At 46.3% G+C, this 25,078-nt stretch carries 27 protein-coding genes; 16 read left to right on the top strand and 11 right to left on the bottom strand.

The annotated features are described in order from the left end of the window. Position 1: 1 nt before the first annotated feature. The 10 genes from AC0J5I_RS12360 to coaBC all read left to right on the top strand — a co-directional run bounded on the left by AC0J5I_RS12360 (position 2) and on the right by coaBC (position 9,688). Complete coding sequence (locus AC0J5I_RS12360) at positions 2 to 898, top strand: ABC transporter permease (RefSeq protein ID WP_107995259.1); 897 nt, start codon at positions 2 to 4, stop codon at positions 896 to 898. Then, a complete protein-coding gene (locus tag AC0J5I_RS12355; protein WP_475300284.1) occupies positions 891 to 1,685 on the top strand; it encodes an ABC transporter ATP-binding protein in 795 nt (264 codons plus the stop codon). Before AC0J5I_RS12360 ends, AC0J5I_RS12355 begins: the two co-directional genes overlap by 8 nt. Before the next feature lie 19 nt (positions 1,686 to 1,704). Beyond that, positions 1,705 to 2,559, top strand: a complete 855-nt coding sequence (locus tag AC0J5I_RS12350) for an LD-carboxypeptidase (protein WP_475300281.1) — start codon at positions 1,705 to 1,707, stop codon at positions 2,557 to 2,559. Positions 2,560 to 2,956: 397 nt separating this feature from the next. Continuing rightward, positions 2,957 to 3,898: an aspartate carbamoyltransferase catalytic subunit gene (locus AC0J5I_RS12345; RefSeq protein WP_475300277.1), complete on the top strand. Its 942-nt coding sequence runs from the start codon at positions 2,957 to 2,959 to the stop codon at positions 3,896 to 3,898. Between the two features lie 29 nt (positions 3,899 to 3,927). Further along, a complete protein-coding gene (locus AC0J5I_RS12340; protein WP_475300272.1) occupies positions 3,928 to 5,205 on the top strand; it encodes a dihydroorotase in 1,278 nt (425 codons plus the stop codon). An 89-nt stretch (positions 5,206 to 5,294) separates the two neighbouring features. Then, positions 5,295 to 5,948, top strand: coding sequence for a YczE/YyaS/YitT family protein (locus AC0J5I_RS12335; RefSeq protein WP_475300269.1), 654 nt, complete (start codon positions 5,295 to 5,297; stop codon positions 5,946 to 5,948). Between the two features lie 120 nt (positions 5,949 to 6,068). Continuing rightward, entirely contained in the window at positions 6,069 to 6,308 is a 240-nt protein-coding gene (gene nrdH / locus AC0J5I_RS12330; RefSeq protein WP_068559518.1) for a glutaredoxin-like protein NrdH, read from the top strand. A gap of 137 nt (positions 6,309 to 6,445) precedes the next feature. Beyond that, positions 6,446 to 6,862: an OsmC family protein gene (locus AC0J5I_RS12325; RefSeq protein ID WP_107995253.1), complete on the top strand. Its 417-nt coding sequence runs from the start codon at positions 6,446 to 6,448 to the stop codon at positions 6,860 to 6,862. 102 nt (positions 6,863 to 6,964) lie between these two features. After that, entirely contained in the window at positions 6,965 to 8,443 is a 1,479-nt protein-coding gene (locus AC0J5I_RS12320) for a phosphate:AMP phosphotransferase (protein ID WP_475300261.1), read from the top strand. Positions 8,444 to 8,467: 24 nt separating this feature from the next. After that, the gene (gene coaBC / locus AC0J5I_RS12315) at positions 8,468 to 9,688 is read left to right on the top strand and encodes a bifunctional phosphopantothenoylcysteine decarboxylase/phosphopantothenate--cysteine ligase CoaBC (RefSeq protein ID WP_475300256.1); all 1,221 of its coding nucleotides are present in this window, start codon (positions 8,468 to 8,470) and stop codon (positions 9,686 to 9,688) included. 604 nt (positions 9,689 to 10,292) lie between these two features. Here the strand turns inward: coaBC and AC0J5I_RS12310 are convergent. Together AC0J5I_RS12310 and AC0J5I_RS12305 are read right to left on the bottom strand one after the other, a co-directional pair. Beyond that, positions 10,293 to 10,676, bottom strand: coding sequence for a hypothetical protein (locus AC0J5I_RS12310; RefSeq protein ID WP_107995250.1), 384 nt, complete (start codon positions 10,674 to 10,676; stop codon positions 10,293 to 10,295). A 170-nt stretch (positions 10,677 to 10,846) separates the two neighbouring features. Continuing rightward, positions 10,847 to 11,401, bottom strand: a complete 555-nt coding sequence (locus AC0J5I_RS12305) for a redoxin domain-containing protein (RefSeq protein WP_475300250.1) — start codon at positions 11,399 to 11,401, stop codon at positions 10,847 to 10,849. A 277-nt stretch (positions 11,402 to 11,678) separates the two neighbouring features. Here AC0J5I_RS12305 and AC0J5I_RS12300 point away from each other — a divergent pair, with 277 nt between their 5' ends. Both AC0J5I_RS12300 and AC0J5I_RS12295 read left to right on the top strand, forming a co-directional pair. Further along, the gene (locus AC0J5I_RS12300) at positions 11,679 to 12,812 is read left to right on the top strand and encodes a hypothetical protein (protein ID WP_475300245.1); all 1,134 of its coding nucleotides are present in this window, start codon (positions 11,679 to 11,681) and stop codon (positions 12,810 to 12,812) included. Positions 12,813 to 12,825: 13 nt separating this feature from the next. Further along, positions 12,826 to 13,503 (top strand): PspA/IM30 family protein, encoded by a 678-nt coding sequence (locus AC0J5I_RS12295; RefSeq protein WP_107995248.1) that lies wholly within the window; start codon positions 12,826 to 12,828, stop codon positions 13,501 to 13,503. A gap of 158 nt (positions 13,504 to 13,661) precedes the next feature. Here AC0J5I_RS12295 and AC0J5I_RS12290 read toward each other — a convergent pair whose 3' ends face one another. After that, positions 13,662 to 14,213: a tyrosine-type recombinase/integrase gene (locus tag AC0J5I_RS12290; RefSeq protein ID WP_475300238.1), complete on the bottom strand. Its 552-nt coding sequence runs from the start codon at positions 14,211 to 14,213 to the stop codon at positions 13,662 to 13,664. 366 nt (positions 14,214 to 14,579) lie between these two features. Here AC0J5I_RS12290 and AC0J5I_RS12285 point away from each other — a divergent pair, with 366 nt between their 5' ends. Both AC0J5I_RS12285 and AC0J5I_RS12280 read left to right on the top strand, forming a co-directional pair. Then, positions 14,580 to 15,548: a DUF1002 domain-containing protein gene (locus tag AC0J5I_RS12285; protein ID WP_475300234.1), complete on the top strand. Its 969-nt coding sequence runs from the start codon at positions 14,580 to 14,582 to the stop codon at positions 15,546 to 15,548. A 190-nt stretch (positions 15,549 to 15,738) separates the two neighbouring features. Continuing rightward, complete coding sequence (locus AC0J5I_RS12280; protein WP_159072147.1) at positions 15,739 to 16,452, top strand: M50 family metallopeptidase; 714 nt, start codon at positions 15,739 to 15,741, stop codon at positions 16,450 to 16,452. Positions 16,453 to 16,518: 66 nt separating this feature from the next. Here AC0J5I_RS12280 and AC0J5I_RS12275 read toward each other — a convergent pair whose 3' ends face one another. The 7 genes from AC0J5I_RS12275 to AC0J5I_RS12245 form a co-directional block, all read right to left on the bottom strand. Beyond that, entirely contained in the window at positions 16,519 to 16,899 is a 381-nt protein-coding gene (locus tag AC0J5I_RS12275) for a hypothetical protein (protein ID WP_475300227.1), read from the bottom strand. Positions 16,900 to 17,032: 133 nt separating this feature from the next. Further along, on the bottom strand, positions 17,033 to 18,298 hold the full coding sequence (locus AC0J5I_RS12270; protein WP_107995244.1) for a diaminopimelate decarboxylase family protein: 1,266 nt from the start codon (positions 18,296 to 18,298) through the stop codon (positions 17,033 to 17,035). Further along, a complete protein-coding gene (locus AC0J5I_RS12265; protein ID WP_475300224.1) occupies positions 18,295 to 18,999 on the bottom strand; it encodes a TrmB family transcriptional regulator in 705 nt (234 codons plus the stop codon). Before AC0J5I_RS12265 ends, AC0J5I_RS12270 begins: the two co-directional genes overlap by 4 nt. Before the next feature lie 155 nt (positions 19,000 to 19,154). Beyond that, positions 19,155 to 19,772, bottom strand: a complete 618-nt coding sequence (gene udk, locus AC0J5I_RS12260; RefSeq protein WP_475300221.1) for a uridine kinase — start codon at positions 19,770 to 19,772, stop codon at positions 19,155 to 19,157. 142 nt (positions 19,773 to 19,914) lie between these two features. Beyond that, positions 19,915 to 20,853, bottom strand: coding sequence for an AEC family transporter (locus tag AC0J5I_RS12255; protein ID WP_475300217.1), 939 nt, complete (start codon positions 20,851 to 20,853; stop codon positions 19,915 to 19,917). 181 nt (positions 20,854 to 21,034) lie between these two features. After that, positions 21,035 to 22,012, bottom strand: coding sequence for a hypothetical protein (locus tag AC0J5I_RS12250; RefSeq protein ID WP_475300212.1), 978 nt, complete (start codon positions 22,010 to 22,012; stop codon positions 21,035 to 21,037). Positions 22,013 to 22,068: 56 nt separating this feature from the next. Further along, complete coding sequence (locus AC0J5I_RS12245) at positions 22,069 to 22,629, bottom strand: hypothetical protein (protein ID WP_475300209.1); 561 nt, start codon at positions 22,627 to 22,629, stop codon at positions 22,069 to 22,071. 187 nt (positions 22,630 to 22,816) lie between these two features. Between AC0J5I_RS12245 and AC0J5I_RS12240 the strand changes: the two genes are divergently transcribed. Together AC0J5I_RS12240 and AC0J5I_RS12235 are read left to right on the top strand one after the other, a co-directional pair. Continuing rightward, complete coding sequence (locus AC0J5I_RS12240; protein ID WP_475300205.1) at positions 22,817 to 23,536, top strand: IS1096 element passenger TnpR family protein; 720 nt, start codon at positions 22,817 to 22,819, stop codon at positions 23,534 to 23,536. Between the two features lie 250 nt (positions 23,537 to 23,786). After that, positions 23,787 to 24,767, top strand: a complete 981-nt coding sequence (locus tag AC0J5I_RS12235; protein WP_475300202.1) for a hypothetical protein — start codon at positions 23,787 to 23,789, stop codon at positions 24,765 to 24,767. Between the two features lie 72 nt (positions 24,768 to 24,839). On the opposite strand, the gene AC0J5I_RS12230 is transcribed toward AC0J5I_RS12235, so the two are convergent. After that, the gene (locus tag AC0J5I_RS12230) at positions 24,840 to 25,070 is read right to left on the bottom strand and encodes a MerR family transcriptional regulator (RefSeq protein ID WP_107995239.1); all 231 of its coding nucleotides are present in this window, start codon (positions 25,068 to 25,070) and stop codon (positions 24,840 to 24,842) included. Positions 25,071 to 25,078: the final 8 nt, after the last annotated feature.

Below are 25,078 nucleotides of genomic sequence, written 5' to 3'. Positions count from 1 at the left end.
AATGAATATGATTATTTCCGCCGTCTCCCAAGGATTGCTTTGGAGTATTCTGGCGCTTGGTTTATTTGTAAGTTTCCGTATTTTGGATTTGGCCGACATGACAACCGAGGGTGCGTTTCCCCTCGGCGCGGCTGTGGCTGTTCAAGCCATCACTTTAGGGGCGAATCCTTATATCGCTATTATATTTGCCATCATTGCTGGCAGCTCAGCTGGCTTGATCACTGGTTTTTTAATCACAAAATTGCAGATTCCCAGTCTTTTGGCAGGTATTTTGACGATGACCGGACTCTATTCCATCAACCTGCGCGTGATGGGGAGAGCAAACATCAGTCTGTTGGGTAAAGATACGATTTTCACAGTTTTCAAAAATATGAATCTTCCCAGACATTTCGATACGATCACAGTGGGCTTGTTGGTGGTAGTCCTGATCATCGGGCTCTACGTCATCTTTTTCAAAACGGAATTCGGTCAAGCTGTCATCGCAACGGGTGACAACGAAGCAATGGCCCGCTCATTGGGCATTTCCACCAACACAATGAAAATCGTCGGCTTGATGATTTCGAACGGGATCGTCGCTTTGGCGGGATCCATCATCGCACAGGACAATGGCTACGCCGACATCAGCATGGGTATCGGAACGATCGTCATCGGTTTGGCTTCGATCATCATCGGCGAAGTATTGTTCACGAATGTCTCTTTCAAAATGCGTTTGGTTTGCTTGATGCTCGGTTCGGTCCTGTACCGCCTGATCATGGTCATGGTATTGGAAGCAGGTATGAACCCGAATGACTTCAAGTTGATTTCAGCTGTATTGTTGACCTTCTTCTTGGCGTTGCCGAAAATCAAGGAAACTTACTACATGTACTCATTGCGAAAGAAGGTGAAGCGAAATGACTAATCAGGAAGCGATGTTGACGATGTCACATGTCTCCAAAACGTTCTACCCTGGTTCAGCAAATCAGGTCAACGCACTGCAGGACGTCAATCTGACTGTCAGACAAGGTGATTTCATCACTTTGGTCGGAGGCAACGGAGCCGGCAAATCAACCCTGTTGAATGCCATTTCCGGGAACTTTCTGCCTGACACAGGCGATATCATCGTAAACGGACAAAATGTTACCTTCTTCAAAGAAGACAAACGGGCGCCTTACATCAGCCGGGTCTTTCAGGATCCCAAAATGGGTACCGCCCCACGGATGACAGTACAGGAAAATTTATCCTTGGCATACCGCAGAGGGCAAAAACGGACGCTGCGCTTCGGGACATCACAGGAAGAAAAAGTATTCTTCAAAGAGGAACTGAAAAAATTAGGCTTAGGACTGGAAAACCGGATGGGCTCAGAAATTGGGCTCTTGTCCGGTGGTCAGAGACAAGCTATCGCTTTACTGATGGCAACGATGAAACGCCCGGACATCCTGTTGTTGGATGAACATACGGCAGCTTTGGATCCGAAAACGGCCAAATTGGTTCTGGAATTGACGAATCAACAAGTGCTCGACAACAACCTCACCAGCATCATGATCACCCACAACCTGCAGGACGCCATTCAGTACGGCAATCGTATGCTGGTGCTGCATCACGGTCAAATCATGAATGATTATGACGCTGAAACGAAGAAAACATTGACGCCCGAAAAAATATTTGCTGAACTTCAGGAATTATCCATCCAAGATATCTTGGTCTGACAGAAAGGTAGTGATCTTTATGTGGCATCCGGGAGATGCGATCGGCTTCATCAGCTGTTCGAACGGATTGACGAATAATGATCGCTCGCAGGAAATCGTTTCGTCGCTAAGCCGAAAACTCAAGAATGATTTTGGCCTTGAGACCTTAATGAGTGACGTCCTTTTTCTGGATAAAGAGACACAGCAAACCGAGGCCCCTGCATCCCGTGCAGGGGCTTTATTGTCCCTTTACTCTGATGCGAGCGTAAAAGCGATATTTGATTTATCCGGTGGGGATTTAGCCAATGAAATATTGCCTTATCTCGATTTTGAGATCATCAAAAGCAATCCCAAGCCTTACTTCGGCTATAGCGACAATACTGTAATCGTAAATGCAATCCAAGCCAAAACTGGCATCCAGAACATCCTCTATAACCCGAAAGTGCTTGTGAGTGAGGCGGAAGCGTTCCAAACTCAAGCCCTACGTGATTTGATCGACCAAATCGATGCTGATTGGACTGGAGTATTTAAAATAGGCGATCATCGCACCTCTAAGCAATCTGCTACAGTTTTTGCAGGCGGGAATCTGCGTTGCTTCCTGAAGTTGGCAGGGACCCCTTATTGGCCGGAAATGAAAAATAAAGTTCTGGTCCTTGAATCGGCAGGCGGCAGATACGAAGCGATGTGCAGCGGTTTAGCGCAACTGGAGCAGTTGGGGGCATTCGGAAAAATCAACGGCATGCTGATCGGACAATTCACACAACTGGCTTTGGACGATAAAATGCCTGCCTTTTTGAAAGTGTGCCGAAACTACGCTTCTCGGTACGGGTTCCCGGTATGGGAAACGGACCTCATCGGACATGATGACTATTCCAAGCCGATACGCATCGGCTGAAGGGGTTTTGTTTTGCCTGATCGAGAAAAAACACAACATCCGCTTAGCCAGCATTGACAAAAGCGATTGTGCGCGTTATTATTTTAGCAACAGAATGAATTTCCTTTAACGAGAGTCCAGAGAGACTACTAAGGAGCATATCAGGCCTACTGCGCCTTTATCATGACTTTATGCCCATTGTCTCTTTGACCATGGGCTTTTTTTCTGGAGATTTATCCTATCGCACAACTTAATAGCGAATGTGAGACTTTAAGGGGGTCCAGTGAGGCCCGCAAGGTCACTAGATGGCCGCTCTGTATCCAAATATGCGAGCGGCTGGCCTAGAACCTGAAGAACTTACAAATTCTTCGGGTTCTTTTTGCCTCCATTCACAAAAAACTAATTGGAGGGCTTTAAAATGATGCAGACAACAAATCAGATTGCATTAAAAAACTTTGTAAGTGTCGAGGAACTCACGAATTTGGAAATCATGTCCCTGATCCTGCGTGCATCCGAATTCAAAAACGGAGTCCTCCCAGATCGAAATTTGACGGAGGGCATCTACGCTTCAAACTTGTTTTTCGAGAACAGCACACGCACACACAAAAGTTTCGAAATGGCGGAACACAAGTTGGGGATGCAAGTCATCGGCTTTGACACTTCGACTAGCAGCGTCAGCAAAGGCGAAACACTGTATGACACAGTCCTGACTTTGTCGGCGATCGGCGTGGATGTGGTCGTTATCCGCCACAGCGCGGAAGCCTACTACAAAGAGTTGATCGAAAGCCCGGGCGTTACAGCGTCCGTCGTGAATGGCGGAGACGGTGCCGGCCAGCATCCGAGCCAATGCTTGCTGGACTTATTGACGATCTATGAAGAATTCCATACTTTCAGCGGAGTGAAGGTAGCCATCTGCGGCGACTTGTCGCACTCACGTGTAGCCAAAACAAACATGCAGATGCTGCAACGACTTGGAGCGACAGTCTATTTCACGGGTCCTAAAGAATGGTACGATCCTACTTTTGATCAATACGGCACGCATGTGGAAATCGATGACATCATCGGAGAAGTCGATGTCATGATGCTGCTCCGCGTCCAGACGGAACGCCATGGCGGAAAAGCAATGCGCTATACAAAAGCAGAGTATCTCGATCAATTCGGACTTACAGTCGCACGCGAAGCCCGTATGAAGGAATCAGCCATCATCATGCATCCAGCTCCTGTCAACCGCGACGTGGAATTGGCAGACAGCCTAGTGGAATGCCGCCGCTCACGGATCGTGACGCAGATGAAGAATGGCGTCTTTGCGAGAATGGCCATATTGGAAGCCATCGTAAACGGAAGAACAACGAACGTATAATCATAAAAATTCACCAGTGGAGGGATCACATGTCAGTTTGGATAAAAAATGCGAAAATGTTGGGTCAAAAAGAGGAACTTATTCCTGTAGAGATATATGTGAAAGACGATAAAATTGCCGCAATCGGCCAGGATCTGCAAGGAACAGCTGCGGATGCAACAGTCATCGATGCCAAGGGCGGTCTGGTAACTCCCGGATTGATAGACGTGCACGTGCATTTGCGTGAACCAGGCTTCACTTATAAAGAGACGATCGAAACAGGAACACAGGCAGCCGCTCGCGGAGGTTTCACGACAGTCTGCGCAATGCCGAACCTGAATCCAGTTCCGGATACGGCTGATAAATTCGCTGCTATCCAACAACTGATCAAAGACACTGCCATCATTAAAGTCAAACAGTACGCGCCCATCACCGAGAACTTGCGCAGTGACGTCTTGACCGATCAGAAACAATTGTTGGAAGCCGGCGCTTTCGCCTTCACCAACGACGGTGTAGGTGTCCAAACAGCCGGAACGATGTATTTGGCAATGCAGGAAGCCGCAAAGAATAATGTCGCGCTTGTTGCGCATACAGAAGACGACTCGCTGTTGTTTGGAGGCGTGATGCACAAAGGCACCCGTTCCGACGAATTGGATCTGCCGGGCATCTTGAGCGTGACGGAATCGACGCAAATCGCCCGCGACGTGCTTTTGGCGGAAGCGACAGGTTGTCATTACCATGTCTGCCATGTTTCCACGAAAGAAAGCGTACGCGTCATCCGTGATGCCAAACGCGCTGGGATCCATGTCACTGCCGAAGTCGCACCGCATCACTTGATTCTGATAGATGGTTCCATCCCGACGGATACTGCCATCTACAAAATGAACCCGCCGTTGCGTGGAGCTGAGGACCGTGCAGCCTTGATCGAGGGCTTGTTGGACGGCACGATCGACTGCATTGCAACTGATCACGCACCGCACGGCGAAGAAGAAAAACAAGGCGGCATGGTAGGCGCTCCATTCGGCATCGTAGGCATCGAGACAGCTTTCCAACTGATGTACTCCAACTTCGTTTTGGGCGGCGTTTTCACTTTGAAACAACTGGTTGATTGGATGACCGTCAAGCCTGCTGCACTGTTCGGCATGGAATCAGGAACACTGGATATCGGATCCCAAGCGGATATCGTCATATTCGACTTAGATAACGAATATGAAATCCGCAGCGAAGATTTCCTTTCGAAAGCTACAAATACGCCATTCACCGGCTGGAAAGTCAAAGGCGAAACGCTTTATACACTAGTGGACGGCAAAGTCGTCTACTCAAAATAAATAGATGATCCGGAGTAAGCAACGAATTGCAATTCGTTGCTTACTTCTTTATAATGACAAGGCAGAATAATGAATGGACAGGTGAAAAAATGACGAAACATTTAAAGAACATGCTATTGGTCATCGTGGCGGTAATCATAACCGCTATCGGAGCAAGCATAACAGTAAAAGCCAATGTCGGCGTGGGTGCCTACGAAGCCCTTAACATGAGCATCAGCCAACTTTCCGGCATCAAAATCGGAACACTGGCGATTATACTGAATATCATATGTGTAGTGATCCAATGGTTTTTGATGAAAAAAGATTTTTCACTGAGACAATTATTTCAGATTCCTGTCACATTGATCCTCGGCCAAGTGATGAACCTGATGCTTTACACGGTATTTTCCAGCGTGACGATCGACCATTACTGGGTGAAAATCGCGATGGTCATTTTAGGGGGCATTATAGCAGCAATCGGTGTCGGATCAATGATGGCCTTGAATTACATCAATATGCCTTTGGAGGGCGCTTGTATGGCCTTCAGTAGCCGCTTTGGCTTCAACTTTGGAAAAGTGCGCCAAATAGTCGATATTTTGTTGATCGCATCCGCATTACTGATCGCATTTTCTACCGACACCCCTATTACGGTGCGCGAAGGGACCATCATCAGCATGCTTTTCTTCCCACCAAGTATGAATTTCGTTTATGAAAAACTCAAAGCATCGGCCGCTGCACAAGAACTTTCCATCGATCTGGACTGATTATTTCCGCTCTGAATCACTATATATGGTTTGTTTTTTACAAAATAATACTGTATGATGTATCCATAAGCTTTATTCGAAAAGAGAATTCTTATCGGATAACCAATGGAGGAAACTATCATGTCTAACAAGAATGTCACAGTATATACAAAACCGAATTGCATGCAGTGCAATTTCACAAAGAAATTTTTGGATGATAACAGCATCCGTTATGAAATCAAAGACATTCAGGAATCCGAAGTGGCCTTGGCCGAAGTCAAAGAATTGGGTTTCCAATCTTTGCCGGTAGTCGTCTTTGATGGCGTTGAGCCATTTTTCGGCTTCAGACCTGATCTGCTTGAACAGTTGATCACGGCTTAATTTCGCAACATCCGACAGCACCAGATTTCCCTTTAGGGGACATCCGGTGCTGTTTTTTTCAGCCAAATGCGGTGAATCATGTTAAGATATAGGAAAGCAAAAACAATATCCGCGGTTAGAAAGGGGACATATTTTTTATGAATAAATCGTTATACCATACGGAAGTAATCAATGATCAAGGATTGAACGGGACTGCCTCCGTTTCGGATGGAGAATCCCTGCAAACATCAGATCCATTGAAGGATTTAGCCGGCTTCAATCCGGAACAACTATTCGGATTATCATGGTCAACTTGCTTGAATGCGACCATCGAAGCCTTACTGAAGGCGAGGGGAGCCGCGGCCAGAAGCAAAGCCGAAGTTCATGTAGATTTCTGCAGGGAAGCAGATGGCAAAGGTTTTTATTTCGATTTAAAGGCATTTATTTCGGTCGAAGGCATGGAGTTTGCAGACGTCGAGAAACTTGCGCAATCCGCCCATAAACGCTGTCCTGTTTCAAAAATCATCGGTGACTACAATCATGTCACGCTGGAAGTTGTCCCGTACGCGGAATAAAGGGCTTCAAACCCGTTGCTTCAATCGGCAGCTAAACCGTATCCCTTTGTTCCAGTCTGTTTTATGATAAAATAGTGAAAAGCAGAAAAGGTGGCGTAGCGTATGTTAAAAGATTTTGATTTTGACAAAAAAGACACGACATTATCCAGCACAAAAAGGTCTGAACTCGGCAGTGAATTGGCCGCTTTGCAAAGAAAACTGGTCAACAGCGATTCATCCATGTTAATCATCGTCGATGGCTGGGAGTCCTCAGGTAAAGGGCATATATTGAAGGACCTGACGAGGGAATTGGATCCGCGTTATTTCGAAGTAAGTGTCTTTGATGACGCGCTGGACGATGATGCAGATCATCCTTTTTTATGGCGCTTCGCGAGGGATTTGCCCGGAAAAGGCAGAATAGCTTTTTTTGATCGCAGTTTCTATTCTGAACTCATGAACGATTTGAAAGTGAAAAATGAACGCTTGGAACATCATCTTGGCTATATCAGCTTTCTGGAACGCATGTTGGTGGCCGATAACACAATCGTCCTGAAACTGTTTTTGCACCACTCGGAAAAAACGATGGAAAAACGGATTGAGAAGTTGAAAGGAGATCCGTACAGAGAGTTTCTGATCACGAAAGACGATGAAAAACAACTCAACAAATACAATAAATATTTGAAACACTTTGATAAAATATTGGAAATGACCAGTTTCGAGGCGTCACCGTGGCACGTGCTCTCATCAGAGGATTTGAAAGATGCTTCCCGAGAAGCGATAAGCATTGCAAGCAGCACTTTGAAGAGCCACCTTGAGCAAACCGAAAAGAAACCCCCAGTGCCGATTCGTTCCGGTCTGAAGGAAAAGCCACTAGCCAAAGTCGATTTGAAAGCTGCAATAACAGAAGAAGAGTATGAAGCTCAGCTTGCGAAACTGCAGGAAGAATCAAGTGAATTGGTATACGAAATGTGGTTGAAAAAGATACCGTGTGTCCTGGTATTCGAAGGGACGGATGCTGCCGGTAAGGGCGGAGCAATAAGCCGCTTGACAAGATTGATCGATCCCCGCAGTTATGACGTCGCCACGACAGCAGCACCTACGGAAAATGAGAGCCGTTATAACTATCTTTGGCGCTTCTATCAGACATTACCGATAAAAGGGAAGATGACCATCTATGATAGAAGCTGGTACGGCCGTGTACTGGTGGAACGGGTGGAAGGCTTCACGCCAGAGCACCGATGGGCCGCTGCCTATGAAGAAATCAATGAAATGGAACACAATTTGGCCCACGATGGTTTGTTGATCATCAAATTCCTGATCGTGATAGATAAAGAAGAGCAAAAGAAACGCTTCAAAGACCGGGAAAACGATCCGGGAAAAAACTACAAACTGACCGATGAAGATTGGCGGAATCATGAAAAATTCGAGCAATACGAAAAAGCGATGAACGAAATGGTCGCCAGAACGGACACGAAAGATGCTCCGTGGATTATTGTCGAAGGGACTCAGAAAGAATATGCCCGCATCAAAGTGTTGAAAGAATTCATCAGCCGGGCAAGAGCCTTCATCGCTATCCAAGAGGGCAAAAAGCAAGGAAAATAGTCGAATGTAAGCGGGGCGTATAATTTGTTAACAAACAAGAGAGTAACCATCTATGTAACGGGCGGCATTGCAGTCTATAAAGCAGCCGACCTCGTCAGAAAATTTATCAAAGCGGGCGCCGTAGTTAAAGTCGCGATGACCGCTTCAGCTCAGGAATTCGTCACACCGTTGACTTTTCAAGTATTGAGCAAGCATGACGTATATACAGACACCTTCGATGAAAAAGATGCGCAGTTCGTCAGTCATATCCATTTAGCTGACTGGACTGAGCTTGCCGTCGTAGCGCCGGCAACAGCAAACATCATCGCCAAAATGGCGAACGGCATTGCCGATGATTTTGTGTCGACTGCGCTATTGGCGACGACGGCTCCAAGGCTAATCGTTCCTGCCATGAACCAGCATATGCTGGAGAATCCGGCTACGGTCCGGAATATGGAAGCTCTGAAAAGTTACGGCTATGAAATCATGGAACCTGACACGGGCTTTTTGGCTGAAGGCTACGAAGGCAAAGGGCGCATGCCTGAACCGGAAAATATTGTTGAAGCAGCGCAGCTGATCGTTTTGAATAATGCCAAAGAACTACCTTTGAAAGGCAAAAAGGTGCTCATCACAGCAGGTGGGACGAAGGAGCGCATAGACCCGGTCAGATTCATAACCAATGATTCTTCCGGAAAAATGGGCTATAGTTTGGCGAAAGCTGCCCGTGACTTAGGTGCTGAAGTGACATTGGTCACCGCAACGAACCTGTTGCCGATTCCTTTCGGGGTCGAATCTATACCCGTGCAATCGTCCAAAGAGATGGAATCAGCAGTTTTAGATAAATTTCACAATATCGATATGGTCATCATGGCAGCGGCTGTATCAGATTACAGACCAAAAATGCAAGCAACAGTCAAAATCAAGAAAACCAACGAGGATTTGACCTTGGTGTTAGAGAAAACGACGGATATCTTGGCTGAACTTGGAAAAAGAAAAACGGGTCAATTTTTGATCGGTTTTGCGGCTGAAACGCATGAAGTCGAACATTATGCGATAGATAAGCTGAAACGCAAAAACGCTGATATGATCGTAGCAAATGACGTTTCAAAAGAATATGCAGGATTCAATAAAGACACAAACGAAGTGATCATTTACCAAGTGGATAAAGAACCAATCCAAATTTCGGTGAGATCAAAAGATTTGATTGCTGAAGAAATCTTGTATGCCGCCATCGAATCGATGCATGATGAAGGCGGATCAAACTAAGTCGTAAAAACAAAAAAATAACATAATGTAGCAAAATTGCGAAAATAGTAATTATTTCGCAATTTTGCTATTTTCTCATGGTACGGTTAGGTTAAATTTGATTATTGCGGTTTCTTATAACTTCTACATATAACTTCGTATAATATATATTATGTAAACTAGAATATGGAATTTTTACAGTTGGGCTTTAGATTGGCCGTAACCCCCTGTTTTTCAAGGGTTTGTCGGCCCAAATTCACCTCAGGTTATCGACTCACAATTATCGCTTATTATTCATGCTTATCTGTTAGATTCAATGTAATTCAGGGTTATTCAAGCCATATATGCTGGCGATCCAACAAAATAATTAGTTGGACAGTCAGCTAATACAAGCATTTATGGATTACATTGACACGAACATAATCAGATCGCGTTGTAGATAATTATTGTTGAAAGACCAGCTGATTCAAGTTATTGATCCACGAATAAAGGAATCTTAAGGCACAGGAAGGTTTGCAATGGGATTCGGGTCATTCGACGGAATGATGAGATTTTTCATATATAGCTGAGCCTAAATATAAATAGGCTTATCTGAGCTGAATGGCCAGATTATACATCATAATTGTCAATCGAAATATTCAAAAAGCTTTTCTTTGACTTCATCAAGGAATTCCAAATCTGACGCAACAGGATTTTCGATTTCCAGCAAGGTGAGATAATCATCCGTATCCACGCTGTTGATAACCAGTTCGGCTAAAGAACCATGGGGAAATTTATTCATGCGAATGTCGAGCCCAGCTTCCAGATAAGCACGATTACAACCTGAATAGGACTGAAGCTTTCTGATTAAATCATCATAATTCACGTTTTTTCTTTGCTCCGTGATGATTTCTTCCATGAAGGTCAGAATATCTTGTTCCGTTTGACTCTTGTATTCCGGAGTCACCCTTTCTTTCAGAACCAGCAAAAACTGCTCCAATTTCAACCTGTTGACTGTTACGTTTTTCATGGTCATTCACTCCTCACTCCAAACAGGCTACCAGTGTCGTTTACACCTATATATTACCACCATGGAAGCTGATTGGACGAATGATAGCATTTGGAGGATAGGCAACAAAAAAGCGAATGCGCCCTTTTCTTCTTTCAGGAAATGGACGCATTCGCTTCTATTTTTTTATTTTAGTTTCTTACAGGCACCGCCTGCAGCATTTGGTACAATTCTGATGGAGATGGCACGTCGCTTATGTTTTCAGAGTAATGGCTCAAAACAACTTGCCCTTTTCTATCGAGGACGATGCTCGCTTGCAGTTGCAGTTCATTTCCCTCAAAACGTTGACACTCGATCCCATAGTATTCGAATTCCAGCAGTTTTTCTTCGGAAACGCCGTAAACAAGATCGCGCATGGATTCCGAAGAAGGGATTTCAAAGTGTTCATACACGGACTGCTCTGGGTCTGCTATGACCGTAAATGGTATTTTCATTTTCGCTGTTCTTTCTGCAACGGCAGCTTCTGCACCTTGGATCACCATCATGATCTCGATCCCCTGATCTTTGAGGAATTGATAGGCATCACGGTATTTAAGCATATCCAGTTGACTCATGCCGCACCCCAGATGTCTAAGGAAAATCACCGCAGTGAAATCGCGTTTCAGCTGAGAACGAAAACTTTCACAATTTCCATTCTTCGTCAAAAATAAAAAATCTTCTATTTCGGTTCCTTCGGTCAACTTCACTTGGCCCACCCCTTTCGCTTTTCCCCGCACCAGGTTGTTGCTGATGCAGTTTTCCGTTCAATTAACACAATTTGTTGACTCTATGTAAGAATATCTTACCGTTTCTTTCAGATTTTGTCGATGATATTGTTACATTATTCGTCAGAAAATCTGACATATCTTTTTCTGAGGGCTGTAAGTGTTATCATATTTATCCAATGGCTTTAAATTGACAGCGCTTACTCACTGTGATAGATTGACTTTGATGAGGCGAACAAGCACTCAAGGAGGTGTATGTATGGCAAGAGGAGGCGGTGGCGGATCACGGGGCGGTGGTGGTTCTTTCGGCGGAAGCCGTGGTGGCGGAGGCCGCAGTAGCGGCGGTCGCGGCAGTTCTTTTGGCGGAGGCTCTTTCGGCAGCAGCAAAGGCGGTCGTGGAGGCGGTGGCGGATCTTTTGGAAGTGGCGGGTTTAATATCCCCCGATCCGGTTCAAGTGGTCCGATTTTCCGAAGCGGCCCTATTATTAGAGGGCCATCTTCCGGTGGGCCAAATTATTCCGGAGGAAGTCCCAGAGGTGCTCCAGGCTGCGGTTTAGGTTGTGGAACGATCGCATTGGTACTGATCATTCTGGCTGTGGTGTTCGGTTTGATTTTCTCTTTCAGCACAGGTTCTTCGCTTTCCGGTTCGAGTGGGAACAATGAAATCACCCTTTCTACAGTGGAACGGGAGCCCCTTCCGGATGGTTCAGTCACGGAAACGGATTATTACACAGATACGATTGGTTGGATCGGAAACCGTTCTGAATTGACCTCAGGAATGAAACATTTCTACGAGCAAACCGGTGTGCAACCCTACCTATTCTTGGCGGATGACATAAATGGTTCCACAAATCCTTCATTGGAGGATTTGGAAAACTTTGCAAACGAAAAATATGACGAACTTTTTGCGGACGAAGCCCATCTGTTGCTGGTATTCTTCGAATACCAGTCCGGCATGTACATGGATTATTATGTGGTCGGCACGCAGGCTGCCACTGTAATCGATACAGAGGCTGGAGATGTCTTGCTTGATTACATCGATTCCTACTATTATGATGACAATAAAACGGATGAAGAATTTTTCAGCGACGCATTCCGGGATTCAGCTGATCGCATCATGAAAGTAACGCGTTCCCCATGGATTGCTGTTCTGATTGTATTCGGAGTCATCATCCTGCTCGCCCTCCTGTTCTTATGGTGGCGGCATGCCAAAAATCAGAAGAATCTGGAAGCGCAGCAAACGGAAGACATACTTAAGACGCCGTTGGATACGTTTGGCAATACAGAGGCGGATGAATTGACGAAAAAATGTGATGCCGCTGTCCCGCAGCAAGTCGATTCCAGCCCTACCCCGCAGGCAGAAGACGAACCCCACGAAGACACGACCCCATAAGGAGGAAACAGAAATGGCAATACTAGAGAGATTCTCGGATATCATCAGTGCGAACATCAATGCTATGATCGACAAAATGGAAAATCCGGCAAAAATGATCGACCAATACCTGCGCGACATGATGGAAGATTTGGCTGAAGTGAAAAGAAGCACGGCCGGTGTCATGGCCGAAGAGACTCGGACCAAGCGATTGGTCGATGAAAACCAAGCCGAAGTCATCAAATACACGGATTACGCCAAAAAAGCCTTAGAAGCCGGCAATGAAAATGATGCCCGCATCTTCCTGACCAAAAAGCAGGAATTGGAAAATGTCGGTTCAGGATTAGCGACTTCATATGCTTCAGCACATGAGAATGCCGTCAAGATGCGCCAGATGCACGATAAACTGGCAACCGACATCGAAACGCTCAAATCTCGCCGCGAAATGATCAAATCCAAGATAGCGGTCGCCAAAACGCAGGAGACTCTGAACAAAGCGACGGATTCCATTGCCAGCACGAAAGGTGCCATGAGTTCCTTTGAACGTATGGAAGAAAAAGCCGACAAAATGTTGGATCAGGCGAATGCGATGTCCGAGCTGAACATGAAGCCGATCGATGAAGCGAAAGCGCTGGAAGAAAAATATGCGAGCCAAGGATCGGCATCTGTAGAAGAGGAGCTTGAGAAAATGAAAAAAGATATGGGCGTGTAATCCCATACCAAATTTATGAAAAGTGCACCCTGCCCGTTTTCGATGGCAAGGTGCATTTTTTGCTTGTTTTGCGGAAACGTATTTTGAGGCGATTTCAAATGGAAAGACGTACCGACCATCACGAAACTATCTCAAAACGCGTTATTTTTTTGAACGTGTTAAAACCCGAAATCGACCCGCTTGTATACGTTGTTGATGTTCTCTTGGGTGATGTCGATATAGCGGAGTGTGACCGCCTGCGAAGAATGCTGAAAGATTGTTTGGAGCAAGGAAATGTCCACACCCTGCTTGTAGGAGTGATAGCCGAAGCTCTTCCTAAGCGAGTGGGCGCTCAACGTGATGCCGATCATATCTCCGGCATGCGCGATGATACGGTGTGCCTGTGTACGCTTGATATGGCTGTTCCTGTCGGCGTTGGAATAGAACAAATAATCAGCTGTAGCTAGCCCTTCCCTTTCCACATACTCCGAAATGGATTGTTTCAAGCGGTCATGGATGGCCAGTTCTTTCTTCTTGCTCGTTTTCATCTCGACGATCTGATACGACTCTTTCCCCAGCACTTGCCCTACTTTCACGTTCAGGATGTCGCTGATGCGCAATCCGGTCCGAATGGCGTACTCCAGCAGCAGGCGATTTTTGGAAAATGGCGGATAAACATCCATCAATGTTTGGATTTGGCTGATGTCTTTGATTGCGTGGGTGGTATTCACTGAAATGTCCTCTTGTTTCCTCTATTTTGTGCCCTCCGATATCCGGGGCTTTTCGGTTGATTTCGATAAAAAAAGCATACCATTTTGGTGTTGATAAATCAACGTTTTATGAGGAACACAATTATACATGTGTTCCCTCTTTCAGCGTCTAAACCCATAATTTAGCAAGCTGCAGAAACGACTTTTCAGACGATTTCGGGCATGATTGCGGCCAACTGTGCGTGAAACGGCGCGACAGGCTAATCTTAGGGAATGCTTTGACTTTGCGTCGCGGAAGCTTCATAATTAATTAAAGAAATCATAATACATTTCGTAGGTTATCTTTGATACAATGCAAGCATGCTACGAAAGAAAGAAGGTTTAATCATGAAACTGAAGAAATTTATTACAGTGGGTCTGGCTTCATTTACCTTGTTGGGAATTACCGCTCCGGCAGCGTTCGCCGATAAAGTCGCAATCGAACCGATCTTCACTTACGGCGAGAGCCTGAACGCCGCCCAACTGGAAGAAACCAGAGAAACGCTGGGAGTAGCCGAGGGGACGAACGAGTTGGTCGTGGCAGTCAATGAATTGAATGGCTTGCTGCAGGATGATTACCCTTATAGCCAAGTCTATTCCAGTACGTACATCACGCCTGCCGACAGCGATGGTGCTGTTTCGGTGGAAATCCTGACTCCTGAAACCATCACTGCGATCACGGAGGCGCAATACAAGAATGCAGCCATCACTGCCGGCGCAGTGGATGTGGACATCAAGGTAGCATCCGCCGTCACAGTTGACGGATCCGGTGCATTGGCCGGAGTTTACAAAGCCTTTGCTGATTCAGGGAACACACTGGACGCAGCGGCTGTTGAGGTCGCCCAGGAAGAATTGGCTGTCACTTCTGCAGTAACCGAGGAAAACGAAGCCAATAGCGGCTATTCGGATGAATTGATGAACGCGGCGATCGTGGAAATGAAACAGGATATCCAAGAAGCGAAGGATGCCAACAACGGCAACATCAGCGCTGACGAAATCCGCCAAATTGTTGAGGATGTGCTGAAGAACTACAACCTTGACAGCATCCTTTCCGCGGACAACATCACGAACATCCAGAATCTGATGATCAATTTTGGCGACATCAATCTGACAACTGAGCAAAAAGAACAAATCGCCGCTTTTGGTGAAGAGCTACAGGCGACGGGCGGAGAATTGTTCGAGCAAGCAAAAACGGCTTGGAGCAATGTCGATCAGGAACAACTGAAGGAAGACAGCATGGGCATCTGGGAATCCATCGTCCAATTCTTCACGAACCTATTCGGCGGGAATGACAGCACAACGACTGAAACCGAATAACCCAAGCTTTACCAGCTGCATAATGAAGAAGCCTCCCTTTCTGATTTTATCGAAAGGAAGGCTTCTCTCTATTTATGGGTTCAATTGGAATTAATCAAGGTAGTTCCCTATCCTCTTCACAAAAAATAAAATTTGCATGTTAACCGCTTGGAAGAGTGCTGAAGCATGTAACGATAGGAGGTATAGTAAGATGGACCTTCCCTTATTGATTGTCCTCTTTATTGCGGTGGCCTATTTAACCTTTTCCGGCCGCGGCATGCTTGCGTATACGTTCGGCATTTATCTCGACCTCCCCAACGTCATCATCCATGAATGCGGCCATGCTCTGACGGCGCGCTTGTGGGGCGGAAGCATCCAGTCGATTAAATTCAATGTCCTTCCCTCAATCGTCAGAAGCGGCGGCATCCTCGGTTTGGCCGAAATCGGAAACCGCAGCGGGTTAGGGATGTTCTTTAGCCTGCTGGGTGGTTATGTGTCGCAGGCGATGTTCTTTGTCGTGATATCCTATCTCTATGTACAGGGACTGTTGCTTTGGATCATTCCGCTTTTCTTGGGCATCTATTTGCTTACTAATTTATTGGCGCGGGAAAAGAGCTTTTGGCAGAACCTGATCATCCTGATTGTGATCGGCGGTTCGATTCTGATTTACCGGAACGACTCCAGCGTTCTGGTGAGGATCTATCAATCAGTGGATGTCATCACAATCGGTTTCGTCATCTGGTATATGCTTGGACTGGCGCATCAATTTTTCATCGTTTTGCTTTTGAAAAATGACAGCCATTGGGACGGAACAGCCTTGGCGACAAGGACGTTTATCCCTACCTTCATCTGGAAAGGTCTCTTTCTGCTTGGCCTAGGCGGAGCCTATTTCGCCCCCTCTTGGCTGCAACTACTGTTGGTTTAAATCAGATAATCCAAAAAGCTGAATAAACGCTCTTATAGAGGCGTTTATTCAGCTTTTTTTGTGTTTTTATTGTTGGGCCAGATGCGCTTCAATTTTGGCAATGTCGATCTGATCTTTTTCCCGGCCCAGTTGTTTCTTCATGACGATGACTGATTCCAGGCTCGCGACCGCAACCTCCTCGATCATCGTGATAGCTCCTCTGTGCCAATCCTCAAAAATTTCCACATCATCGCTGTAGATCACTTTGCGGGCAAAGGCACCCTGTTTGATCGGGTATCCTTGAGCCGCTAAAATATGGAACGCTTCCTTGGTGCAGTTGATGTCGATATCTTTTGTTTCCTCTTTTATGCCATGCATAACCAGTGCCGTTCCGGTGATGACGCAATAGTCTCCCGGCTTCAATGGAAGCGCCGATACGCTTTCCTTGATTGTTTCTTTTCGGAACATGTATTTCACCCCTCGTTTGTTCATCCAGGGAACATTATATCATGCAGTCAGATCAATTTATTGAAGCGAAGCAAAAGAAAGACGAGCCACCGAACAGTTTATGTGCTCGTTGGCCCCTCTTATTTGATTCCGTTTATTTCACGTCTTTGAAAAGACCGGTGAAGTCGAACGTTGCAAAGTAATCCGCTGGTGTTTCCGCGCGACGGATCATTTCCGTGCCACCGTCTTCCTTCAACAGGATTTCGGCCGAGCGCAATTTTCCGTTGTAGTTGTACCCCATCGAGAAGCCGTGCGCTCCTGTATCATGGATCACGACCAAGTCACCGATGTCGATTTTAGGCAGCATGCGGTTGATGGCGAATTTGTCGTTGTTTTCGCACAATCCGCCGGTCACATCATATAGGTGGTCTGCTGGCTGATCTTCTTTGCCCATCACGGTGATGTGGTGATAAGCGCCATACATTGCCGGACGCAATAAATTGACTGCGCTGGCATCCAGACCGATGTAATCTTTGTAGATGTGCTTTTCGTGGATGGCCGTTGCCACTAAACAACCGTATGGCCCAAGCATGAATCTGCCCAGCTCCGTATAGATCGCGACATCGCCCAAGCCGGCGGGCACCATGATCTCTTCGAAGGCCTTTCGGACACCTTCACCGATTTTCGCTACATCCGCAGCTTTTTGATCCGGAAGGTACGGGATGCCGATTCCGCCTGAAAGGTTGATGAACGTGATATCCGCTCCGGTTTCTTCCTTCAGTTCAACGGCAGTCTGGAAGAGGATGCCTGCCAGGATCGGATAGTACTCATCCGCAACGTTGTTGCTTGCTAAGAATGAATGCAGGCCGAAGTGTTTCACGCCTTTTGCCATCAACTTTTTGAAGCCTTCCGTCAATTGCGGACGTGTGAAGCCGTATTTTGCGTCTTCGGGTTTGTCCATGATTTCATTATTGATCGTGAACTCGCCGCCTGGATTGAAACGGCAGCTGACCGTTTCCGGCAATCCGGCTGCCTCTTCCAGGAAATCGATGTGGGTAATGTCGTCCAAATTGATGGTCGCATTCATTTTGCGGGCGAATTGGAAATCCTCCTTAGGCGTCACGTTCGAGGAGAACATGATTTCATCGCCTTTGAAGCCGAGCGCATCTGACATCATCAGCTCTGTGTAAGTCGAACAGTCAACGCCGCAGCCTTCTTCCTTCAGAATCTTCAGAATGGCCGGTGTCGGTGTTGCCTTCACAGCGAAGTATTCCTTGTAGCCTTTGTTCCAGGAGAAAGCCGCATTCAATTTGCGCGCATTCTCACGGATACCTTTTTCATCATATAAATGGAAGGGTGTAGGATACTGTTGCACGATTTCTTCCAATTGCTCTTTTTCAACAAATACTTTTTTTGTCATTTCGCTTCAAATCCTCTCATCATTTCGACTACTTTGATTTCGTTCTGCAAAGATTCTTTCAACAAATCAACTACATTTTTCTTTCCGGAATACAGGCAGGTGGAAAACTCGCCCTCATCGATATCTCCAGTCAGAACGGTTGTGGAGTCCACAATGATCCTTACTTGCTTCTTCGGTTTCTCCAGAAGATGGACGGTCATCCCCTCCTGAGGGAACGGAGTATCGGTTATGACGACCAGCTTTATGCCGCGCTGATGCGCTGCCTGCATTTCCTTCAAAAGTTCCGGCAGAATATTACCGGAAACGGACAAATAGACGCGAGACTTCGATTCGGAAATCATATTGCGCATTTTGTCCATTATACGGTGTTCGCCTGTGATGGTTATGTACCCCTCCGCATCTTCTCTTCTTTGAGGGATATTCTTGATCAATTCCTGCTTGGATTCCTGAAGGGATCGGATTTTGTTCCCGCAGAATTCTTCCACAGGTACTGGAGTGTATCGGGTCGTCTCCCCTTCGATGATGAAGGCCGCTCCTTTTTCAACCAACGAAGCCAATGAGGCATAGGCGTTCGAACGTGAAATACCGGTTATTTTCGATACTTCGTAGCCGTTGAGGTCCCCGTCCGACAGCAAGGTCAGGTAGATGGTTGCTTCGTGCCTGGTCAGATTAAATCGCGTCAATAATTCTGTGTTGTCCACTGAATAGATCCTCTCATTTCGATGCGTGTTCTGCTTTTTTGACAGTAGTATTACTGCATAGGAACACTATATACTATTTCTGTTTTCTTGTCTATTTCTAATCCTTTTTCATGAAATAATTTTAAAAGAATTACCTGTTGGGAACATACTACTCTTTAGACATGATGATGGCTATAGTGCTCCACCAAGTCTCCCAGCATATCGGTTGCGATGTCGTTCTGGCCCCCACGCGGCACGATGATGTCGGCTTGCACTTTGGACGGCTCGATGAAGGCATCATGCATCGGTTTTACGGTCGTCAGATAGCGGGCAATCGTACTCTCATACGTGCTGTTCCGTTCGCGGATATCCCTTTCGATTCTTCTGATCAGGCGGATGTCCGGTTCCGCATCCACAAAAATTTTGATGTCGATCATGGAAACTAACTTGGGTATGGCTAAAATCAGAATGCCTTCCAATATGACAACGGGTTTTGATTCGATAGTGATTGCCTTGTCCGAACGGGCTTGCACACTGAAATCGTAGATCGGCGCCTCAATATCTTGTCCTGAACGGAGTTTGGCCAAATCTGAAATCAAGAGTTCGTTATCGAACGCATTGGGGTGATCGAGATTCAATTTTACGCGATCTTCCACACTCAGATGCGTCTGATCCTTGTAGTACCAATCTTGCGATACATAGACGACATTGCCCTTGCCCAGTCTTTTCGCGATCGTTTTTGCTACGGTTGTTTTGCCGGCTCCCGATCCTCCGGTAATCCCGATGATAATCATCTTTATCGTCCCCTGTCATAAGATGGTTGTGTTCCTTATACATCCATTATAAGCTTTCACCGGGCCATAGGCGAACGCGAATGGACAAAAAAGGAAACAAGAATCTGCTTCTGCAGCAGGCTCTTGTTTCCTTACATTGTATTCAAATCAAGAATAATGATTTCAGGACCGTTATGAACACAACCAAACTGAACATCGAAAAGATGGTAGTGAAAACGACGATTTGACTCGCCAAATCCGGGTCCCCGCCCATCTGTTGCGCCATCGTGTAACTGGATACGGCTGTTGGACCGCCCAGCATCGTCATCATCGGCACCAAATTTTCTCTGGTCAATCCGTAGAGGACAGCCAGCGTCAGACCGATTATTGGGATCAAAACCAACTTGAAGAATACCGTCATTGCCAGTTGGATCCGCGCATTATTCAAAGCATCAAAGCGGAAAGTACCGCCCATGACAATCAGTGCTAGAGGTGTGACCAGCCCTTTGATGCCACTCAGCGTATCGTCGAGGAACAGCGGGAATTTCAATCCGGACAGGCTGATCAGGATACCTACTATCGTACCAATGAACATCGGATTCCTAAGGATATCCAATAGGATGCGACCGGGTTGGATTTTATGATCCGAATAGATGGAAAGTGCCACAACGGACAGGACATTATTCAAGGGAACAATGACTGCAATCAGTATCGAGGTCATCCCCAATTGGCTTTCCGACAACAACGAAGTAGCAATCGGCAATCCGAACAGGACGAAATTGGAACGAAATGTCCCTTGCAGCATCACACCGCGTTTGGCATTGTCCTTTTCGATCCGCGGAATGAACAATGCAAAAAGCAAAAAGAAACTTAAAGTAAGTCCGACAGCAAAAAAAAGCACATCGACTCTGAAAGTACTTCTCACGTCCGCTTCGTAAACGTTCATAAGGAGATTGATCGGCAAAAAGAACCGAAAAATGGCATTGTTCAATTTTTGATAAGTCGTGCCGTCCAACAGCTTGGCCCGCAATAATCCCTGCCCAATCAACATGTACAACAATAAAGGCATTACTGCATTCACCGCAATGGAAAAATTCCCCAACAAATCATCTCCTTTTTTGGAAGTATAATTAATAATACATAGCCTTTCTGCGTAGTAAAAGGCTGAATCAAGCGACAATATCAGTGTACCATAGATTTTCGTTGAAGGGACACTGTTTGCAGGAGGCAGGGATAATTTGAATGGATCCTTGTCAGGGTGCTGATCAATAGCAGAGTACACTTTATCTTCCTGCTGCGCGCAATACGTACAAGGCATCTGATGTTACCCACTCATTGCCGTTCTTGCCGTCCACTTCCCCCCAATCCAGATAAGTACTGTTTGATGGTCTATCTGCAGTTTTTTCATCAAGCGTTCGGCCATATTTTGCTTCCAACGGCCAGCTGCCATCCGGGAGCCGTTTGGATTCCAACAGCTCCAACGCATCATCGCAACGACTGTCTTTAACGATCCCCATCCCTGCCATGACCTTCAAGGCGAAGAGGATATCATAGTGCCAATAACAAGGATAATGCAATAATGTGAAATCGCTCTTGATGATCCTGTTATTCGAACGCCTGCGGAAAAGGTGGCGGCACAGGAAGACCTCGGCTGCTTTTCCACATGCCTCCATAACCTCCTTATCACCAGTCTTCCTTCCGTAGAGAGCCAATGCCCGCAATGGGATCAAAGATTCAGTGAAAGACGAATCGTCAGCCTGCGGATTCGGATCACAGTTCCATCCGCCATCCGGCCACTGCCATTTCAAAAGCAAATCCACCAACAACACTGCCGACTCCATCCTGGACTGATCGGTTAAGCTTAACAGGGAATACAAGGCATTCCCTTGTTGAGAGGCATGCCTTCGGAACCTTCCGTTGACAGGATCATTTTCCCAGAATTCCGGTTTCAGCCACTGCTTGCAGACTTGGTCGATTATCGGCAAGATAGTGGGATCGTTTTTTGGATAGCCGAGGTCAGCCAAAAGCGTTAGAGCCCAATGCGCGCCATCCCATTTTTTGTATGGATTGTCCAACGGCAGCAACAGTCCGGAGGCATCTTTTTTGCTCAGGATTTTATTGACCCGATCTGAATGTTTTATTTCCGACAGCAGCTCGCCGATTTCGGATGAATCAGGATTTTCTCCCAATAACCGGACCCTGGCTGCATACCGGATGGATGGCTCTGGAGATTGTAATAATTTTGCAACGACTGGATACATGACACAGGCTCCTCTCTTGGCCTTAGTTCGGCTGATACAGTTTGACCTAATCCGGGTTATTGCCTACAAGACCATGTCTTCCTGTTGGGATCATAATCTATCTGATTTCCCATGATCCTCAAAATCTCAATATACCTTCTGATGGTGGCTTCGTTTTTGTCGATGGCTTTCGCCAATTTCTGTGTCGTGGTTTCCGGATTTTTTTCGATGAGATCCCGGATCTGGATAATATTGGAAAGTGTATGGATCGTGGCTTCGTCACTTTTCGCTTTCTGGTTTGCCTTCGACAAGAGCCCAGGCAACTTGTCCTTCAGTTCGGAAAAGTTTTCAAAAGCTTCTGCATGTGCGGCTTCCGTCAATCCGTCCACCACCGGGCCAACCAATATCACTTTTGTCAAATTGCCGTCGACCTCCCGGAAATATTCCGACAGTACGACAACGGCTTCCTTATCCAGCCTCTCCGTGGTAATGATGGACAGGAAATGGCCTGTTGACATCAAATCGCGATAATCCCCTACAGTCAACAGCTCGCACTCTATCCCTTCGCTGCATTTGCGTAAATAGTCGATTTCCTCACTCGTCAATCCATAAGCGCTGATGTATCTACTGTCCAACATACAACTTCCTCCTCCATTATCACATTCTCTCCCTGAAAAACCTTTGTCAGTACCATTATAACGAAATAGATTTGTAAACTGCATTTCAAAACCTTGCATTTCCAATAAAAAAGCCGTGTGTTAATCTTTGCTCGCACCCTTGAGAAAGGGTTATACTTGAGTAAAGCAGAGAACAGGGGTGGTCAAGATGATTTATGAATTCAGGATTGCTGTCCGCGACATCGGCGTGCCTATATGGCGGGATATCCAGGTGAACAGCGATGAGACTTTCTACGACTTCAACAGCATCATCCAAGCGGCATTCAGTTGGAGCGGGTTTTTTGAACACCGTTTTGAAATCACGCGCTCCGGCGGCACAGACCTGCTTCCCATCATCATCGAGGAGACACCGTTGGACACCTTGGAAGATTATACGGACGAGAGCGACCTCAGGGAATATTCCGATGAGGAACGTGAAGACGTGGATGAAATCGAAGAAAATGACTACGACTATTACGATGAAAACGACAGCGCAGAAAATGAGGACCAGATGCTTCAGAAATTTTTCACCGATATCGATGATGCGGCGACCTACATCTATTTCACGGATGCAGTCCTAGAAGTGGATATCCACCTCACGGAGATGGTTGTGCCGCGAGAAGATTGTAGCTATCCGATTTGTGTAGCCGCGGAAAATGCCAGTCCCGACGAAATGGAAGACCGCACCACGATTCTGCAGAATCGGGATAAATTGAAACTGACGGACACACAAGAGTTGATCCGTTTGATTAACTTCGCATTATCCCAGTTGGGCGACTCGGATATTTTCGACACGGAATATGAAGACTTTGGGTCAGAATATGCGATCGATACAAGTTGGGATGATGCATTGCCTGATGAGACGGAAGATTCGCCGCCCAATTATTGAAAGTTCAAAAAATTACAGCAGGCCACCCGTAAAAAGTGGTCTGCTGTTTCTGTGCCAATTGATATTGTAGTCGCGCTTTATCTCAAACAATAATTTGGCTAGGTCATACTTTCTTAACAAAATAATCGTCATTCCGAAACAAATGCATCATAAATCTGTGTTATGATGTCCATTGAATGCTCCTGAACAACAAAAGCAGTTTCGTTGCAACTATTGTTTTGAGCAAATAGACATACAAGGGGGAATAGGTATGACCTACCCGATCATCTTCGTTTTTATTCTCGTCCTGACGTTTATCCATATCATGAAAAAACGCAACGGCAAGGAATCCAGATTTCCATTTACATCAGTATTTCTCGGCGTACTCTTCGGATACCTGCAGCAAGCCACTGCTGTCGGCAGCATCATCGGCATTCCGGATCTTGGCCTCTATCTTTCGCTCGCCTTTTTAAGCTTGGCCACTCTCCAGGTCTTGGTTGGGAAAAGCAGGCAGAAACGCGAAGCGAATGCCCGATTCCGCAGCGGCGTATCCGGCTTGATTCTTGGGACCGGTTTCCTCTATCTGCACACCCAAACAGCCAGCGATCAACTGATAACTGCCAGAACAGGCATTTCCGATTTGACACTCTATTTGGCTATCGGTTGCTACGCACTGGCGTTCCTTTCCTTCTCGGCTAATCTGAATAAACTGCTGAAGAAGCAAGGCACTCATATCAGAAACGGCGTACTCGGCGCACTGTTCGGCACATTGTTTCTTTTTCTGGATACGCAAACGATGGCCGGCGCCTTATTGGCGAACACCACGGGGCAGAACGGCCTGCTTCTGTACGCCGCACTCGCCAGTTATGCGATTGCTGTCTTCAGTATTCTTATGGAGGGCAACAAACGCTTGAAAGTGACCAGCGGCAACAGCAAACGAGCGATCCTGTGCGCAGGTTTGGGGGCACTGTTTAGATACATCCATCTCCGGACAACGCTGGACGACCTATTGGGTGTTTCCGGATGGATGGGCACCCTCTCGTACGGTCTCTTCATCGCAGCAGCGGTCTTCCTTGCGCTGGATCTGTTCAAATCGGGCAAATTCAAAAGCAAGAAGCGCTCTACCGTAAAGCCTGCCAAGCAGCACCCCAAACAACCGAAAGCTGTCTTCACACCGGAACAGCCGGCTGTCGAAAATACGGAAGCAAACGGCCTCTCGCGTTCAGAATACCGACGCCAACAAAACCTGTAAGCCCATCAAATCATCACCTTCAAAAACGAAAAAAGCAGCGGGCTCTCTTCAAAAGAGAGCCCGCTGCTTTTTTCAATCCTCGTCCTTGATGTCAGGATCTTCTGGCAAAGGCGTATTTAAATAGGCCTCCAATTCGTGTTTGTACTTTTCCCTTTGCTCGATGAAAAAATTGAACTGATCGCGGTTCAGCAGTATGTCATCATCCACGCTGATTGTGCGGATTTGACGCTCGCGGATCAAACGATGGATTTCGCTGATCGGCACTTCCAGATAGTCGGCTGTTTCTTGAATATTCAGATACATAATAACAC

The sequence above is a fragment of the Trichococcus sp. TS_SC_9 genome (assembly GCF_056156325.1).
The sequence above is the reverse complement of the archived record's forward strand: the minus strand, read 5'-3'. Positions and strand labels throughout refer to the sequence as shown.